The sequence below is a fragment of the Mesorhizobium sp. M0296 genome, assembly GCF_040321675.1.
Taxonomy (GTDB): Bacteria; Pseudomonadota; Alphaproteobacteria; order Rhizobiales; family Rhizobiaceae; genus Mesorhizobium.
Genome location: NZ_JAMYRZ010000024.1, coordinates 1 through 15,707, shown reverse-complemented (window position 1 = coordinate 15,707; position 15,707 = coordinate 1). Strand labels below are relative to the sequence as shown.

Below are 15,707 nucleotides of genomic sequence, written 5' to 3'. Positions count from 1 at the left end.
GGCAGTCCCCGCGAAATACGGCTCCACGTCCGCAATGGGTCCGCGAGTTGTCGTTGCTTGCAGGGCTGGAGAGCGGATGCTCCTTTTCATCTCGTCGCGAACGTGATGATCTCTAGGCTCGAAGGGCCAAGTGGGCTGCCGTCAAAGCCGCCGAATTGCTGTTCGATCCGTAGCCCCGCGTTCCCCAGCAGGCTCGATAAGGCGTCCGTCTCGAGGAATCGCAAGGTGCTGCGACTAACTTGCGGAAGGCTCGGATGCTTTCCGCCGAACCTGTGGGTGAATGTCACCGTCTGTCCATCGAACGGCGTGATCACCTCTGCTGTGATCTGCACCAGCGACCCGTCAGGCAGCTCAACGACCACCGCATTTTCGGGTGTCCAGTGCTCCCACGCCCGCACCGAAGGGTTCCGCGTTTCGAACGCGAAGCATCCGCCTGGCACAAGGGCGTGTCGGACAGCCGCCATGAAATCCCTCAGGTCTTCGTCGCTGACAAGGGCCTGGAATGCGTGCCCCGTCATCACAATGAGATCAAACTCGGCTGTCCAGCCGGCCGATTGGAGATCGCCGAGAACCCATTCGATATCCGCGCGCGTTCCTGCGCGATCCAACACGCCGGGTGCTGGGTCGATGCCGCAGAGCCGCCCTGAATGTCCGGCCAAGCGTGCCTCGTGAAGGAGGGTGCCCGTTTCCACATCCGACATCAAGCACCGCGTCTGCTGTTAGAATGCGGGGCAGGTAGAAATCATAGTCGTCGCGCGCAGATCTCGGGTGCCAGGCATCGTAGACGGCAGCGAGATATGGGTCGGCGAAAAGGTGGTCGACCATAGGCGGTATTCCCAATCAACTTTGACGTGCGAGCGGTGTCGCCGCCAGCATATAGCCCATAAGTCGCGTCGATCGTTACCGCACCACCTCGCGGTGGCGGCCGGGCAGGCGGGTGGCGATGAGCTTGTCGATGCGGCGGCCGTCGAGGTCGACGACCTCGAAGCGCCAGCCTTGCGCGTCGACACATTCGCCGGTCGCCGGCAGATGGTGCAAATGCGACAGCACATAGCCGGCGACGGTTTCGTAATCGCGGCTCTCAGGCAGGTCGATGCCGAGGACCTCTGCCATCTCGTCGGCCTGCATATAGCCGGCGAGCAGCCATGAGCCGTCCTCGCGCTTGACCGCGTTTTCCTCGTCGCCGGCGTCGAGGTCGGAACGGAATACGCCGGTGATCGCTTCCAGTATGTCGGCCGGGGTGACGATGCCTTCGAAATGGCCGTATTCGTCATGCACCAGCGCCATCGGCACGTCGGATTCCTTCAGCGTCGCAAGCACGTCCAGAGCGTCGGCCTGGTCATGCACGATTGGCGCGGCCCGCACGTGCCGGCGCGGGTCGAGAGCGCGGCCGGCAAGCATTGCGGCCAGCACGTCGCGGGTCTGGACGACGCCGATCATGGCGTCGACGCCGCCGTCGCCGGCCGGCAGGCGCGAATGCTGGGTGTCCATCAGCAGCTTCCTGATGGCCGCCTCGTCGGCTTGCAGATTGATCCAGTCGACCTCGGTGCGCGGCGTCATCACCGCGCGCACGGCACGGTCGCCGAGCCGCATGACGCCGGCGATCATCCGCCGTTCGTCGGATTCGATGGTGCCGTGGTGCTCGGCTTCGGCGACCAGCATCTTGATCTCCTCGTCGGTGACCTTATCCTCGCTCTGACCGCGCTGGCCAAGCAGCCACAGGAGGGCGCGGCCGGAAAAATCGAGCAGGAAGACCAGCGGCGCCGAGACGCTGGCGAGGATGGTCATTGCCGGGGCGACCCTGACGGCTACCCGTTCGGGGTCGCGCAATGCGATCTGCTTGGGCACCAGTTCGCCGATGATCAGCGAGCCATAGGTGATGAGGGCGACGACGATGCCGACGCCGAGCGGATCGGCGAGGCTTTCGCGGATGCCGGCCGACGCCAGGGAGGTGGCCAGCCGCTCGCCGAGCGTGGCGCCGGAAAAGGCACCGGACAAGACGCCGACCAAAGTGATGCCGATCTGCACCGAGGACAGGAATTTTCCCGGATTGGCGCCGAGCGCCAGGGCCCGGCCGGCGCCCTTGACGTTGCGGTCGATCATCGTCTTGAGGCGCGCCGGCCGCGACGAGACGATGGCGAGTTCGGACATCGACAGAAGGCCGTTCACGCAGATGAGGACGACCACGATGGCAATTTCAGCATAAAGCATGCCGGGTCCATAGCATTGCCGCGCGGTTTTCGAAAATAGGACGGTCGCGCTTTTTAAATTTAGCGAGCCGGGCAATCAGGCGGCACCCATGCCGCATCCCAGGGCGGCGCGGAAAAATGCTCGATCAGGGCGTCGACGACGACGCGCACCTTTGGCGCGAGATTGCGTGTTACCGGCCAGATGGCATGCACCAAGGTGTTTTCGACAAGACAGTCCGACAGAACCATTTCGAGCTCGCCGCGCCTGATGCTGTCGGCCGTCAGCCATGTCGGCAGGTAGACGATGCCGCAGCCGGCCAGTACCGCATCGAGCATCGGTTCGCCGTGGCCGAGCACCAGCCGCGCCTTGGGCACGAATTTTTCGAGACGGCCGTCGACATGCCTGACGGTCCAGGGATGGACCGTGCCGTCGCGGCCGTAGCCGATGAGGCTGTGCCTGGCCAGGTCCTCCATCGATTGCGGCCTGCCATGGGCGTCGAGATAGGCGGGGGCGGCGCAGATGGCCGAACGTTGGGCATAGATGCGGCGCGCGGCGATCGACAAGCTGTCGTCGAGGTCGCCCATGCGCACCGCCAGGTCGATGCCTTCCTCGATCAGGTCGACGCGCCGGTCGTTGAACGAGATTTCCATCGTCAGGTCCGGGAATTTTTTGGAAATGTCGAACAGAACCGGGGCGACGCACCGCCGGCCGAAGGCCAAAGGCAGGTCGACGCGCAGCCGCCCGGAAGGCACCTGCTTGCGCGAAGCCAGCAGTGACTGCGCGGCTTCGATCTCGGCCAGTGCCCTGACGCAGGCTTCGTAATAGCTCAGGCCCTCGCTGGTCGGGCTGAGGCTGCGGGTGGTGCGGTTGAGCAGGCGGACGCCCAATCGCTGTTCCAGCTGCGCGATCGACTTGCCGACCGCCGATTTGGTGACATGCAGCCGTGCGCCAGCGCCGGTGAAGCTGCCGGCCTCCACCGCGTGAACGAATGCGACGATGCCTTGCAAATTGGCCGATTCCAATGAAGCGCTCCTATTGTAGAGTTTTGCTCCTTAATCTGTTGCAGAACATGCCACATGGAAGCACTTTTCTCCATAGTGAAACGGCGTAAATGTCTCGCGCAATCATCAACCACGGAGCGCGAACCAAATGAGCACCGAAAACAGATCCTGGCAGATGAACGGTTTCGGCCTGTCCAGGTTGAAGCCGGCTGGTGGAAAGCTGCCCCAACCCGGGCCGCATGATCTTCTGGTACGCGTCACAGCGGTATCGCTGAATTACAAGGACAGGATGATCGTCGATGGCGTGTTGATACCGGACCTCAGCTTTCCGTTCGTGCCGACATCGGACGCGGTAGGCGAAGTAGTCGCCACCGGCAGCGAAGTCAGCCGCTTCGGCATCGGGCAGCGCGTGCTCGGCCAGGTGATCGCCGACTGGCCGGACGGCGACGCCCCGCCGGTGCTGCACAAGCATACGCTTGGTTCGTCACTGCCCGGCATGCTGTCCGAGCATGTGCTTTTTCATGAGGATGCCGCCGTGGCGGCGCCGCCGTCGCTCAGCGACGTCGAGGCATCGACGCTGCCGATTGCGGCGCTGACGGCGTGGTTCGCGCTGGTCGAGGCGGCCAAGCCGATCCCGGGCGAAACCGTTCTCATCCAGGGCACCGGCGGTGTGTCGCTGTTTGCGCTGCAGTTCGCCGCCGCCTTCGGCCTGCGCGCCATCGTCACCTCGAGCAGCGACGAGAAGCTCGAACGGGCGAAGGCGCTCGGCGCCTGGCAAGGGATAAACTATCGCAGCCCGACGGCGTGGGACGAGGCCGCGCGCGAGCTGACAAACGGGGCCGGCGTCAGCCATGTGCTGGAAATGGTCGGCGGCGACAATGCGCGGCGTTCGCTCAATGCGCTGGGCGCCGACGGCCGGCTGTCGCTCATCGGCCTTCTCGGCAGCATGGAGCTCAGTTTCCCGATCATTCCGTTCCTGCGCAACCGGATCGTCGTACAAGGCATATCGATCGGCCACCGCCGCGCTTTCGAGCGAATGAACCAGGCGATCGAGACGCTTGCCATCAAGCCGGTGATCGACAAGGTGTTTGGCTTCGACGAGGTGCCGCAGGCATTTGAGCGTCTGGAGACAGGACCGTTCGGCAAGATCGTGATCACCGTGCCCTGAACCCGTCGGGACGAAATGGCTGTCAGACGGGAAGGCCGATTGCGCGCCTACGGCAGTTGCAGCAGGACCCCGATGATGGCCTTGCCGTCGGTGAAATAGGGATCGCCTTCGCCGTTGCGCCCGGTCTTCGTGGCGCCGACGCCTGGTATCTCGCTGGTCGAGATCAGCATGCCGGCGGCGGAGAGGTCGCGCATCAGCCCGTCGCGCTCGGCGTCGATGTCGGGGCCGATATGATGGGTGATCGCGCCGGTGTCATGGCTGAGGCCGACGCCGCGGTCAAAGCTTGCAGAGCCAAGCCAAAGCGGCCGGCCGTCGTCTCCGGTCGCATCGGTCTGCCAGAAGCGGACGTGGTGGCGCCGATCGGCGCTGTCGCCGACCGGCTTTTCGAAGGCTAGGTCCTGGGCGCGGCCTTCGAACAGCAGCCGGCTGACCGGCGCGTCGGGATAGGGGCGGTTAAACAGCACGCTTTCGCCGATCTCGATCGCCGTCTTCAGCGTGATCGCGTCTGCCGTATCCCAGCCGGCGACGGCAAAAGCATGGACAAGCTCCTTCTTCATGCCGACCAGGCCGACATTGATCGGATCGCCCGGAATGCCTTGCGGCGTGTGCGTCACCATCTCGAATTGCTGATTGCGAAAATTGCGGTCCCGTAACGTCCAGAACTCAGGCGCGGCGAAATAGGCGAGCGAAAGATAAGCGGCACAGCATGCCACCAGCCAGGTCGTTGCACGTCGTCGAAGGCTTCGTTGGCTCAAGAGGCACCACCCAAGCGTCTGCGCACCATCTTAACCGGCGCAGCAAGTCTTGGGCAGGGGCTGCAATCAGCGGCAGGCGCGATAGCCGTTCTTGCGGTTCTTGATGTCGAAATGGAAATGGTTGCGGTGGTCGTAGTTGTAGCCGGGGCCGAGCACGGTGGTGAAATACTGGCAGCCATCGGCGCGGACATTGTTGAGGAAGCCGCGCGTGCGGAAGGCGAACAGGCCGGGCTTGCGGACGTCGATGTCGTCGCCATTGTTAAGCTCGATGCTCATCACGTCGAGCGCATTGCCCTTGCCGTGTTCCGACAAAACACCTTCGCCGGCAATCCTGCGGCAGGAATAGCTCGAGCCCTGGTGGATGGTCTTGACGCCTGAGAAATAGCGCCAGCGGGCCGACGGCACGAGTTCGTTCCTGGTCCAGCCGGCAAAGGTGGCGGCCATGTCGCAGGTCAGCGTCGCGGCCGGCTTCATCTCGACACTGCCGATGGCCGAGACCTTGACCGGATAGTCGATGCCGCACTGGCCTTCATGGATCGGTGCAACGTCGGTGTAGACGACGCCGAGGCGTTTCAGCTCCTTTCGGCAATCGATCTCTGTGGCCGGCATCTGTTCGGCCGGCGACATCGGGTTGTCCAGGCGCGGATAGGCGGCCGTCATAAAGGGATTGGACGGGACGAGGCGCTGCATACCCGAATATTGCGGCCCGGAATCTTGCGCGCCGGAATATTGCGGGTCGGAATTGGGCGGGACGGCAGCGGTCTGGCTGCCGACATCGACGGCCGGCTGCAGCGACAGCACGCTGCCGGTATTGCAGGCGGAGACCCCCGCAATGGCAAGCAGGGCGGCAAGCCTGCCGGCTATGCGCGCGCATTCTGTGTGCCGCACAGCGGCAAGCGCAGCGCGAAATAGCCCGGCCATCGGAAGGGTTCCTGTCCCTAGATGGCACAGACTCTAAACCTGAAGAGTAAAGGAAAAATCAGCGGCGCCGTTCACGCCTGCGGCCAAATTGCGGCGCCCCCATAGGCAAGGTCATTGGCAAAACGTGCCGCCATTGCGGCGCGGTTCGAGATCGAAGTGGAGATGCAGCGAATGATCGGCATCGCTGCCGGGGCCAAGCACGGTCTTGAACGGCCCGCAGGCCGCCTTGCGCACTGTATCCAGGAATTTCGCGTCCTTTTCCGGCGGCGCGGGGCCGACATCGATCTCCTTCCCGTCCGAAAGCTTGAAGCTGGCGATATCGAGCGCGTTGCCGAAGGCGTGCTCCGACAATTTGCCGCCGCCATTGCGCGACCGGCAGACAAAGGCGGAGGCCTGGCCGATCGATTTAATATCCGCGCCGAACTCGGCCTTTGCGGCAGGCTGGATGACCGAAGCAGCAAAGCGTGCGGCCGCTTCCGCCATCTGGCAATTCAGCTCGGGCTCCGGGCCGATGGCGATGGATTTGCCGAGCGTCCTCAGCACGATCGGGTAGGGGATCGAGCAACCGACCGCCGTATCATGCTCGGGCTTGCGCTCCTCGAAATCGACGCCCATTGATTTCAGCCGCCTGCGGCAGGCCAATTCCTCGGCCGGCATTTCTTTCCCGGCAATGGCGGCCGATCGAGGATCAGGAAGGATTTTTTGCTCCGCCTTCTCGTCTGCCTCGGCCGGGATTGGTGGCGCGCCTGGTGGGCTTGCCGGCGGCTCAGCCCGTGCCGGCTTTTCGGGCGGCTGCGGTGCAATCGCCGGCGGCTCCGGAGCATCCTCCGGGCGCGGTTCGGGGACCGGGATCTCGGTTGGTGGGGGCGGAGTGACTTGCTGGTTGAGCTGCGGAACCGGTGCAGTTTGCGGTAGGTCGGGTGCCTTGGCTAAAACGGGTCCCGCCAGCGGCGTAGCCGCAACGGCCAGCAGCAATCTGCCCAATCTGAAAAAGCCAAACGCCGCCATTACATCGCAACGGCCAGAATGCAGGGAAGTTGCCTTGAGCGAGGGGGCGGCCGATCACAATCGGTAACCGCGCCGTCACGCGCCGATCGCTTCCAGGCCTTCCTCGAGCCAGTCCGCCAGCAGCGGCATGCCGAGCAGATATTTTGCCGTGCGCTTGTTGGCGCGCTCGCGGGCGGCGGACAGCGCGTCCGTCCATTCCGTCGCGTCATAGTCGCCGCGGCCGACCCAGGCCAACGCAATCAGTTCAGCCGCTTCGTCGACATTGAGATCATCGATCAGCTCGCGCAGTTCTTCTTCGGTGAGATCTTCGGAGCTTTCCTCGGCAAGGCCGTCATGATGGTGGTTGTCATGCGCGTTGCCGTCGAGCTCTACCTCGTGCTCGGCGCCGTCGGCATAGTCTTCGTTGACGGCGGCGCTGAGCGCCTTCGCCTTCAGGATGAACAGGCGCACGGTGTCGGGACCGATCGAAAGCTCCCAGTCTCGTTCAACGCGTTGCTGCACCGGCCGTCTCCCTGCTTCGTGCTCGGTCGGCCCGATGATAGCGGATTTGCAGCGCTCGTCACATTATCTTGCGCGGCGGCGTTGATCGTGAAGCATGATTTCCGATGCCCACTCTTCCCGGGATAAGATGGCCTTGCTGGGAGAGATCGCGGTTTTGAGATAGGATGACATTTTCCGGGACGAAACGGCGTTGGCCCGGCGTTAGTGTTGCATTGTCAGGTTCAAAGGAGAATTCGATGCGCAGACGATTGCTGATTTACGCCATGGCCATCGCCGCCCTGCCGCTGATTGCGGCTCCGGCGTTTTCGGCTGGTGAAGGCGGGGGAGGTGGCGGTGGCGGCGGCAATGGCGGCGGCAATGGCGGCGGCCAGTCCCAGTGCAAGAAGGGGGAGGCGTGGGACAAGAAACAGAAGAAATGCGTCTCCCCGAAGCAAGGCATGCTGGACGACGACAGCATCTACGATGCCGGTCGCGCGCTGGCGATGGATGGACGCTACGACGAGGCGATCGCCGTGCTCAGCCTCGCCGCCAACAAGCAGGATCCGCGCATCCTCAATTATCTCGGCTATTCGCACCGCCATTCCGGCCGCGTCACCGTCGGCCTCGGCTATTACGAGGAAGCGCTGCGCATCGACCCGAACTACACGCTGGTGCGCGAATATCTCGGCGAGGCGCACCTGCAGATCGGCAATCTTGCCGGCGCCCAGGAACAGCTCCGCGAGATCGAGAAGCGCACGGGCAAGGGGTCTCGCGAATACGGCATGCTGTCGGAGCAGATCGATCATTTTATGAGGAGCTGATCCTGCGGAACGCTCCTCATAACCGGCTGTGAGCGATCGCAGCCGGTTTTTTGCTGTGCTGCACATGTTGGCCACAACCGAGATTTGGCATCACGGTACACGATACGATCTTGGAAACCCCCGCTTGACGTGGGGTCAGCCGCGCAATCGGTGGATGATTTTTCAAAAACCGACTTTTTGGACGTGAAAAACCCGCGAAGATTGCTATATCTTGCGAAATTGTGGTGAGACGGTTCCGTTAGCCCGAGGCTGCCGGACCGTTTTCTTTTTGTACCATCGACAAGGTCGCTCCCGATTGCGGGGGCGGCGGCAGGAAAGGTCAGGCATTATGAACAAGGTCCCGATGACAGGCGAGGGGTTCGCGTCATTGAAGGAAGAACTGCGCTGGCGCCAGCAACAGGAGCGGCCGCGTATCATCGAGGCGATTTCCGAAGCGCGCTCGCATGGCGACCTCTCCGAAAATGCCGAATATCACGCGGCAAAAGAGGCACAGAGCCTCAATGAGGGCCGGGTCAACGAACTCGAGGACCTGATCGCGCGGGCCGAGGTGATCGACGTCACCAAGCTCAGCGGCGACAAGGTCAAGTTCGGCGCCACCGTGGTGCTGGTCGACGAGGATACCGAGGAGAAAAAGACCTACCAGATCGTCGGCGACCAGGAAGCGGACGTGAAATCCGGCCGCATCTCGATCTCCTCGCCGATCGCGCGCGCGCTGATCGGCAAGGAAGTCGGCGACGCCATCGAGGTCAACGCACCGGGCGGCGCCAGGGGCTACGAGATCGTCCAGGTGCAATTTATCTGAGGAATCTGAGGCGAGCCCCTAATCCCGTCAGGTAGCGCCGCCCCTCATCGCCCTGCCGGGCACTTCTCCCCGTATAGTGACGGGGAGAAGGGGCCATCCGGAACCTCGGCGCCGTTTCTGCAACGTTACTGATTGGCGAAATCTTCGGTGAAGGCGTCCTTCTCCCCGCCCCTATACGGGGAGAAGATGGCGGCAGCCAGATGAGGGGCAGCGCCAACTTTCAGGACTATCCCCTACCGACCTTGGCCTGACCGGTCTCCCGAAGCGCCAGCAATCTCTCGGCTTCCGCAATCACTTCCGGCGGCGTGACGCTGCACCCAGGCGCGGCCAGTAGCGTCGACGAATACGGCCCGCGCGGGCCGGTCAGGCCAGGCTCGGTAGCGAGGAATATCGCCACCGTCGGCAGGCCGAAGGCGCTGGCGAGATGGGTCAGGCCGGTGTCGGCGCCGATGACCAGCGTCGAGCCGCCGATGACGGCGGCGATCTCGGCTAGCGACGACCTGGGAACCACCACGGTCTGCGAAACGGCACCGGCGATCGCCTCGGCAACCGCCTGTTCCCGGTCGTTCGACCAGGTGGTGACCGGCGTCATCCCCTTGTCCACCAGCAGGCGGGCGGTTTCGATCCAGTCATCGACCGGCCATTTCTTGTCCTCGCGGCTGGTGCCATGCAGCAGGAAGGCGGTCTTTTCACCGACAAGAATCGATCTTCCGGCCGGCGGCACGATGCCCGATTCAAGCCGGGAAAAATCCGGCTCGTAGCCGAGCGCCAGCCCGAACAGGCGTCTCGTGCGCTCGATGGCGTGCAGGCCGCGCGGCACGGCGTAGCGATGGCCATAAAACAGGCTCGCCGAAGGCTCGCGGGCGCTCGACCGATCGAACCCGGCGATCGGGGCTGCCGCCAGCCGCGCCACCAGCGCCGATTTCAGCAAGCCTTGTGCATCGAGGACGAGGTCGTAGCGGCAATCGCGCAAGGCGCGGCGCAAGCCGATCACTTCCCGCCATGTGCCGGGCTGAAGCAGCTTCCTGCGCCAGCGCCGGATCGCCACGCTGTGGATGGTCTGGATGGCTGGATGCAGCGCCACGATGCCGGCAAATGCCTCTTCGACACACCAGTCGAAGGAGATATCCGGCCGAGCGCGGCGCGCGTCCTCGATCGCCGGGAAGGTGTGGATGACGTCGCCCATGGACGATGTCTTGACGATCAGCACTTTCATGCGGCGGCCGGCATTTCCAGCAGCCGCTCCGCCGCCGCCACGACGCGTTCGACCTCCAGCGTCTTCAGGCAGTTGAGATGACCGAGCGGGCAGATTTTTTTGTGGCAGGGCGAACAGGACAGGCCGAGCCAGACCAGTTCGCGGCGCTCGGCGAGCGGCGGCGTGTTCTGCGGCGAGGTCGAGCCGTAGACGGCGACTACCGGCGTGCCGACGGCGGCGGCGACATGCATCAGCCCGCTGTCGTTGGAGACGGCGAGCCTCGCCGCCGCGATCAGGTCGATGGCATCCTCGAGCCGCGTCTGGCCGGCAAGATCGACGGCGCCCGGAGCGAGCGCGGCGATTTCCGCCGTCACCTCAGCGTCGTTCTTCGACCCGAACAGCGCGACGCCAAACCCTTTCGCCATCATCTCACGGGCAAGGCCGGCATAGTGTTCGCTCGGCCAGCGCTTGGCCGGGCCGAATTCGGCGCCGGGCATGAGTGCCACGAATTTCCCCCCCGTCAGCCCGAAACGGCTGAGCAGTGCCGCCTGGCTGGCTTGATCGACGGCGAGCTTCGGCGCCTGGAAGGCGCCACCCCGGGCAAGGCTGAAATAGGCCTGCGCGGTGCGCCGTTTCAGGCGATCGGGCAAGGGCACGATGTCGGTCAGCAGCCCATAGCGCATTTCCTTGAGATGGCCGACGCGGCGCGGAATGCCGGCAAAGAACGGGATCAGCGCCGATTTCCAGCTTCCCGGCAGGACAAAGGCCATCTCGTAGCGGCCGCGCAACAGGCGGCCGAAGCGCGTTCGGACGCGGAATTCGAACGCGCCGGAATTCAGCGGCAGGTCGATCTGCTGGCGGATTTCGGGCATGCGCTTGACCAGGGGTGCTGCCCAGGCCGGCGCCAGCACGTCGATGGCGGCATCCGGATGAAGCTCCCTCAGCGCCTGGAACAGGCACTGCGCCATCACCATGTCGCCCACCCAGCGTGGGCCGATCACGAGGATCGTTGGGCTTTCAGCCATTCGACATAGTCTCTGACGCCGGTTTCCACTGTGCGGAACTGGCCATTGTAACCGGCTGCGCGCAAGCGGGACATATCAGCTTGCGTAAAGCTCTGGTAGCTGCCCTTGAGGTGGTCGGGAAACTCGATGAATTCGATCTGGCCTTGGCCGAGCGTATCGATCACCGTTTCGGCAATGGCGCGGAACGGCTGGGCCTTGCCGGTGCCGCAGTTGAAGATGCCGCTCGAGCCGCGTTTCCACAGCCACAGATTGACGTCGGCGACATCGCCGACATGGATGAAGTCGCGGCTCTGCTCGCCGGGCCCGAAACCACCATAGGCGCCGAACAGTTTCGGGTTCTGGCCTTGCTCGACCTGGTTGAACAGATGGAAGGCGACAGAGGCCATGGCGCCCTTATGCGCCTCGCGCGGTCCATAGACGTTGAAATAACGCAGGCCCGCGACCGGCGAGTGATCGGTATCGAAAACGGTGCGGCGGACATAGTCGTCGAACAGTTTTTTCGAATAGGCATAGACGTTCAGCGGCCGTTCGCATTGCGGCTCCTCGCGGAACTCGGCGCCGCTGCCATAGACCGAAGCGGAGGAGGCATAGAGGAACGGCACGCGCAGGGCCAGGCAGGCGTGCAGCAGGCGCTTCGAATAGGCGTAGTTGACCTCCATCATGAACTTGCCGTTCCATTCGGTGGTGGTCGAGCAGGCGCCCTGGTGGAAGACCGCCTCGATGCGGCCGAGGTCACCGGCCTCCATCCGCGCCAGAAAATCGTCCTTGTCGAGATAATCGGCGATCTCGAGATCGGCGAGGTTGGCGATCTTGTGGCCGTCGGTGAGGTCGTCGACGACGAGGATGTCGCTGAAACCCTCGGCGTTGAGCGCGGCGACGATGTTGGAACCGATCATGCCGGCGCCGCCCGTGACGATGATCATGAAAGCCTCTGGTCTCGCTTGTCGATTCCGGCCCTTATAGGGGAGGTCGATAGGGCTGTCGATAAAGCAGCAGAGAGCAATTGCTTCGGGTGGATGCAGTTCCAACTTCTGGCGGAGACATCGATTATCTAGTCGGCGCCGCCCCTCACCTGCCTGCCGGCATCCTCTCCCCGTATAGTGACGGGGAGAGGGGCGCTCTCGTCGACGGTTTCGCCGATCGCCAACATTACAGACGAGCGCTGAGATCGCGGGCAAGCCCCCCCTTCTCCCCGTCACTACACGGGGAGAAGGTGCCGGCAGGCGGATGAGGGGCGGCGCCGACGCCTGCAAGAAGGGCAAGGGGGCGATTGCCCTGCGCCACAGTGAGGCCGCAAAGTTGCCGCTTCAGTCGATTCGCTACCCGGTGAGATCGTCAGGGACAAAGAATGCCATCAACCGAACTGCTTGTCGCCTTTTTCGCCACCACGGCGATCTTCGCCTATATCCCCGGTCCCGCCATGCTCTATGCCGCCGCGCAAACCATGGCGCGCGGCCGCTGGTCCGGCCTGATGGCGGCGCTCGGCATTCATCTCGGCGGCTACGTACACGTCTTCGCCGCCGCTGTCGGCCTGTCGGTGCTTTTCCATGCCGTGCCGGTGCTTTACATGGCGGTCAAGCTGGTCGGTGCGCTGTATCTGATCTGGCTCGGTGTTTCGCTGTTTCGCGCCAAGGCGCAAGGCGACGTTGTCTTGCCGGGAATTCAGCCGAAATCCGCCCGCCGCGCCTTTTTCGAGAGCGTTGCCGTCGAGGTGCTCAACCCCAAGACGGCGATTTTCTTCATGGCGTTCCTGCCGCAATTCATCGATGCCTCGGCAGCGTTTCCGGTCTGGCTGCAGTTCGTCGTGCTTGGAACGATCGTCAATTTGATGTTCTCGTCGGCCGATATTGTTTGCGTGGTGCTGGCCGGCGCGGTGATCGCCAGGCTGCGGCAGTCGAGCCGGGCGCAGCGCCTGATGCGGCGCGCCGGCGGTGCGGTGCTTGTCGGACTGGGCGTGCATGTCGCGTTGCAGAAAAGCTGACGCACTGTCTCGCCGCGGCGATCGGTCGAAGGCCTGCCGTTGCGTCGGCTGAAATTGCGGTATATCGGCATCGCCATGAACGGCCGGCCCTGCCAATCGAATTTCCCGTCACTGAAAATCGGCCCTCCCGCGCGTTGACATGATCAAGCTGCCCTCTCCCGAACCTCTTCACCGCGCCGTCTCGCGCTTCGGCGGCGTCACCGTGCTGGTGGTCGGCGATTTCATCCTCGACCGTTTCGTCAATGGCGTGATCGAGCGCATTTCGCCGGAAGCGCCGATCCCCGTGCTGCACGGGCGCGGCGAAACGCTGGCGATGGGCGGCGCCGGCAATGTCGTCGCCAACATCGTTTCGCTCGGCGCTGCCGTCATACCGGTCTCGGTGATCGGCGCTGACGAGGCCGGCAAGAACCTCATGCGCATGCTCGGCGAATTTGGCGTCGACACCGGCGGGCTGGCGCAGGATGCCGATCGCATGACGTCGTCCAAAAGCCGCTTCAGCGCGCTCAACCAGCAGGTGCTGCGTTTCGACGAAGAGGAAATCAAGCCGCTGGGCGATGCCGAGCGCGCGACATTGGTCGGGCATTTTCGCGAAGCGCTGGCGCGGGCCGACATCGTCATTCTGTCCGACTATGGCAAGGGCGTGCTGCTCGACGGCGTCGCCGGCGAGCTGATCTCGATCTGTCGGGAAGCGGGCAAGCCGGTGCTGGTCGACCCGAAGGGCCGCGACTATGCGCGTTATGCCGGCGCGACGGCAATCACGCCCAACCGCAAGGAACTCGGCGAGGCGGTCGGCCGCGCAGTGTTTGCCGACGACGAAATCGAGGCGGCGGCACGCCAGCTGATTTCGGCGCACGGTTTCGATTTCGTCGTCGCGACGCGCAGCGAAAAGGGCATGAGCGTCGTCGGTGCGGACGACGCCCGCCATATCGCCACGCAGGCGCGCGAAGTGTTCGACGTTTCGGGCGCCGGCGACACGGTAATCGCGACCTTCGCGCTGGCTCTTGCAGCAGGCGCCGATCGTGTCATGGCCGGATCGATCGCCAACGCCGCCGGCGGTGTTGTCGTCGGCAAGCGCGGCACGGCGCGGCTGACGATCGAGGAACTCACCGGTGCGCTGTTTGCCTCGCATGGTCCGGTCGCCCACTTGGATGCGATCCTCGATGCCGCCGCCGCCGCGCGGATGGTTTCGGCCTGGAAAGACGAGGGCTTGAGCGTCGGCTTCACCAATGGCTGTTTCGATATCCTGCATGCCGGCCATGTCAGCCTGTTGCATGCGGCGCGCAGCCAGTGCGACCGGCTGGTGCTCGGCCTCAACAGCGATGCCTCGGTGCGCCGGCTGAAAGGGCCGGGGCGCCCGGTCAACGACCAGCATGACCGGGCCTGCGTGCTGGCAGCACTTGCCTCGGTCGACGCCGTCGTCATCTTCGAGGAGGATACGCCGCTTTCGCTGATCGAGGCGCTGAGCCCCGACATACTGGTCAAGGGCGCCGACTATACGGTCGATCAGGTGGTTGGCGCCGATGTCGTGCAGAAGGCCGGCGGGCGCGTCGTGCTGGTCGACCTCGTCGCCGGCAAGAGCACGACCGGCACCATCGGCAGATTGCGCGCCGGGAACTGAGGGTTTCATGTCCGAACTGAACGATTACCTGGCCCGCTCAGCGGCCGCGATTTCGGCGATGGTCGAGCGCGACCTGACCAGCGAGATGGAGCGGGCGGTCAGCGCCGTCGTCGCCGCGCTTTCGCAGGGCAAGGCGCTGCTGATAGCAGGCAATGGCGGTTCGGCCAGCGACGCCATCCATATCGCCGGCGAGCTGGTCGGCCGCTTCCTCAGGGAGCGCAAGGCCTACAACGTCATCGCGCTGCCGGCCAACGCGGCGGTGCTGACCGCCTGGGGCAATGATTACGGCTTCGACACGGTGTTTGCGCGCCAGGTCGAGGCGCATGGTTCGGCGGGCGCCGTGCTGCTCGCCATCTCGACCAGCGGCAATTCGCCAAGCATCCTCGCCGCCGCCCAACAGGCGCGCATGATGGGCATGACGGTGGTCAGCCTGACCGGCGACACCGGCGGCAAGCTGAAGCCGCTCTCCGACATCCTGCTCAACGTACCGTCGACCTCGACGCCGATCATCCAGCAGGGGCATTTGTGCCTCTATCACCATTTGTGCGAAATGGTCGAAACGCGCCTCTGCGAGGTGGGGTGATCCTCGAACTCTCAGGACCTGGGTTCCTCGCCCACCGCGAAGCGGGGGAGAGGTGGGCGCGGGACGGCCCGGAGGGTGGGGTGGGGGGGCGCGGGTCCCACAAACAGCGCAGCGGGGGGGCCGCAGCCACCCCCACCAGCACGCGGGGTGGGGGGGCCC

16 protein-coding genes are annotated in these 15,707 nt (G+C 64.2%); 6 read left to right on the top strand and 10 right to left on the bottom strand.

The genetic code is table 11. The features are described from left to right. Positions 1 to 86 precede the first annotated feature (86 nt). The 3 genes from NKI97_RS21925 to NKI97_RS21915 form a co-directional block, all read right to left on the bottom strand. Entirely contained in the window at positions 87 to 701 is a 615-nt protein-coding gene (locus tag NKI97_RS21925; RefSeq protein ID WP_352836561.1) for a methyltransferase domain-containing protein, read from the bottom strand. A 199-nt stretch (positions 702 to 900) separates the two neighbouring features. Beyond that, positions 901 to 2,211, bottom strand: coding sequence for a hemolysin family protein (locus NKI97_RS21920; protein ID WP_352836558.1), 1,311 nt, complete (start codon positions 2,209 to 2,211; stop codon positions 901 to 903). 59 nt (positions 2,212 to 2,270) lie between these two features. Then, positions 2,271 to 3,212: a LysR family transcriptional regulator gene (locus NKI97_RS21915; protein WP_352744457.1), complete on the bottom strand. Its 942-nt coding sequence runs from the start codon at positions 3,210 to 3,212 to the stop codon at positions 2,271 to 2,273. 127 nt (positions 3,213 to 3,339) lie between these two features. Here NKI97_RS21915 and NKI97_RS21910 point away from each other — a divergent pair, with 127 nt between their 5' ends. Next, positions 3,340 to 4,359, top strand: coding sequence for a zinc-dependent alcohol dehydrogenase family protein (locus NKI97_RS21910; RefSeq protein ID WP_352744460.1), 1,020 nt, complete (start codon positions 3,340 to 3,342; stop codon positions 4,357 to 4,359). A 47-nt stretch (positions 4,360 to 4,406) separates the two neighbouring features. Here the strand turns inward: NKI97_RS21910 and NKI97_RS21905 are convergent, their stop codons facing one another. From NKI97_RS21905 to NKI97_RS21890, 4 genes are all read right to left on the bottom strand, one after another. Beyond that, positions 4,407 to 5,114, bottom strand: coding sequence for an LssY C-terminal domain-containing protein (locus tag NKI97_RS21905; RefSeq protein ID WP_352705314.1), 708 nt, complete (start codon positions 5,112 to 5,114; stop codon positions 4,407 to 4,409). A 66-nt stretch (positions 5,115 to 5,180) separates the two neighbouring features. Then, complete coding sequence (locus NKI97_RS21900; protein ID WP_352697615.1) at positions 5,181 to 6,035, bottom strand: extensin-like domain-containing protein; 855 nt, start codon at positions 6,033 to 6,035, stop codon at positions 5,181 to 5,183. A gap of 111 nt (positions 6,036 to 6,146) precedes the next feature. Next, positions 6,147 to 7,019: an extensin-like domain-containing protein gene (locus NKI97_RS21895; protein WP_502900816.1), complete on the bottom strand. Its 873-nt coding sequence runs from the start codon at positions 7,017 to 7,019 to the stop codon at positions 6,147 to 6,149. Positions 7,020 to 7,118: 99 nt separating this feature from the next. After that, positions 7,119 to 7,544 (bottom strand): DUF3775 domain-containing protein, encoded by a 426-nt coding sequence (locus tag NKI97_RS21890; protein ID WP_023678354.1) that lies wholly within the window; start codon positions 7,542 to 7,544, stop codon positions 7,119 to 7,121. Positions 7,545 to 7,780: 236 nt separating this feature from the next. On the opposite strand from NKI97_RS21890, the gene NKI97_RS21885 reads away from it, so the two are divergent. Beyond that, positions 7,781 to 8,344, top strand: a complete 564-nt coding sequence (locus NKI97_RS21885; RefSeq protein WP_352836554.1) for a tetratricopeptide repeat protein — start codon at positions 7,781 to 7,783, stop codon at positions 8,342 to 8,344. 328 nt (positions 8,345 to 8,672) lie between these two features. Beyond that, positions 8,673 to 9,146, top strand: coding sequence for a transcription elongation factor GreA (gene greA / locus NKI97_RS21880; protein ID WP_023719113.1), 474 nt, complete (start codon positions 8,673 to 8,675; stop codon positions 9,144 to 9,146). A 226-nt stretch (positions 9,147 to 9,372) separates the two neighbouring features. On the opposite strand, the gene waaC is transcribed toward greA, so the two are convergent. The 3 genes from waaC to rfaD are packed head-to-tail and all read right to left on the bottom strand — an operon-like array spanning position 9,373 to position 12,289. Then, positions 9,373 to 10,362, bottom strand: coding sequence for a lipopolysaccharide heptosyltransferase I (waaC, locus tag NKI97_RS21875; RefSeq protein WP_352450440.1), 990 nt, complete (start codon positions 10,360 to 10,362; stop codon positions 9,373 to 9,375). Beyond that, entirely contained in the window at positions 10,359 to 11,366 is a 1,008-nt protein-coding gene (gene waaF / locus NKI97_RS21870; protein ID WP_352836551.1) for a lipopolysaccharide heptosyltransferase II, read from the bottom strand. The genes waaC and waaF overlap by 4 nt, the downstream gene beginning before the upstream one ends. Next, positions 11,339 to 12,289: an ADP-glyceromanno-heptose 6-epimerase gene (gene rfaD / locus NKI97_RS21865; protein ID WP_352450437.1), complete on the bottom strand. Its 951-nt coding sequence runs from the start codon at positions 12,287 to 12,289 to the stop codon at positions 11,339 to 11,341. Before rfaD ends, waaF begins: the two co-directional genes overlap by 28 nt. A gap of 425 nt (positions 12,290 to 12,714) precedes the next feature. Between rfaD and NKI97_RS21860 the strand changes: the two genes are divergently transcribed. The 3 genes from NKI97_RS21860 (at position 12,715) to NKI97_RS21850 (ending at position 15,548) form a co-directional block, all read left to right on the top strand. Continuing rightward, positions 12,715 to 13,347: a LysE family translocator gene (locus NKI97_RS21860; RefSeq protein ID WP_254819253.1), complete on the top strand. Its 633-nt coding sequence runs from the start codon at positions 12,715 to 12,717 to the stop codon at positions 13,345 to 13,347. A 139-nt stretch (positions 13,348 to 13,486) separates the two neighbouring features. Then, a complete protein-coding gene (gene rfaE1, locus NKI97_RS21855) occupies positions 13,487 to 14,965 on the top strand; it encodes a D-glycero-beta-D-manno-heptose-7-phosphate kinase (protein ID WP_352836548.1) in 1,479 nt (492 codons plus the stop codon). Between the two features lie 7 nt (positions 14,966 to 14,972). Beyond that, a complete protein-coding gene (locus NKI97_RS21850) occupies positions 14,973 to 15,548 on the top strand; it encodes a D-sedoheptulose-7-phosphate isomerase (RefSeq protein WP_352450434.1) in 576 nt (191 codons plus the stop codon). Positions 15,549 to 15,707: the final 159 nt, after the last annotated feature.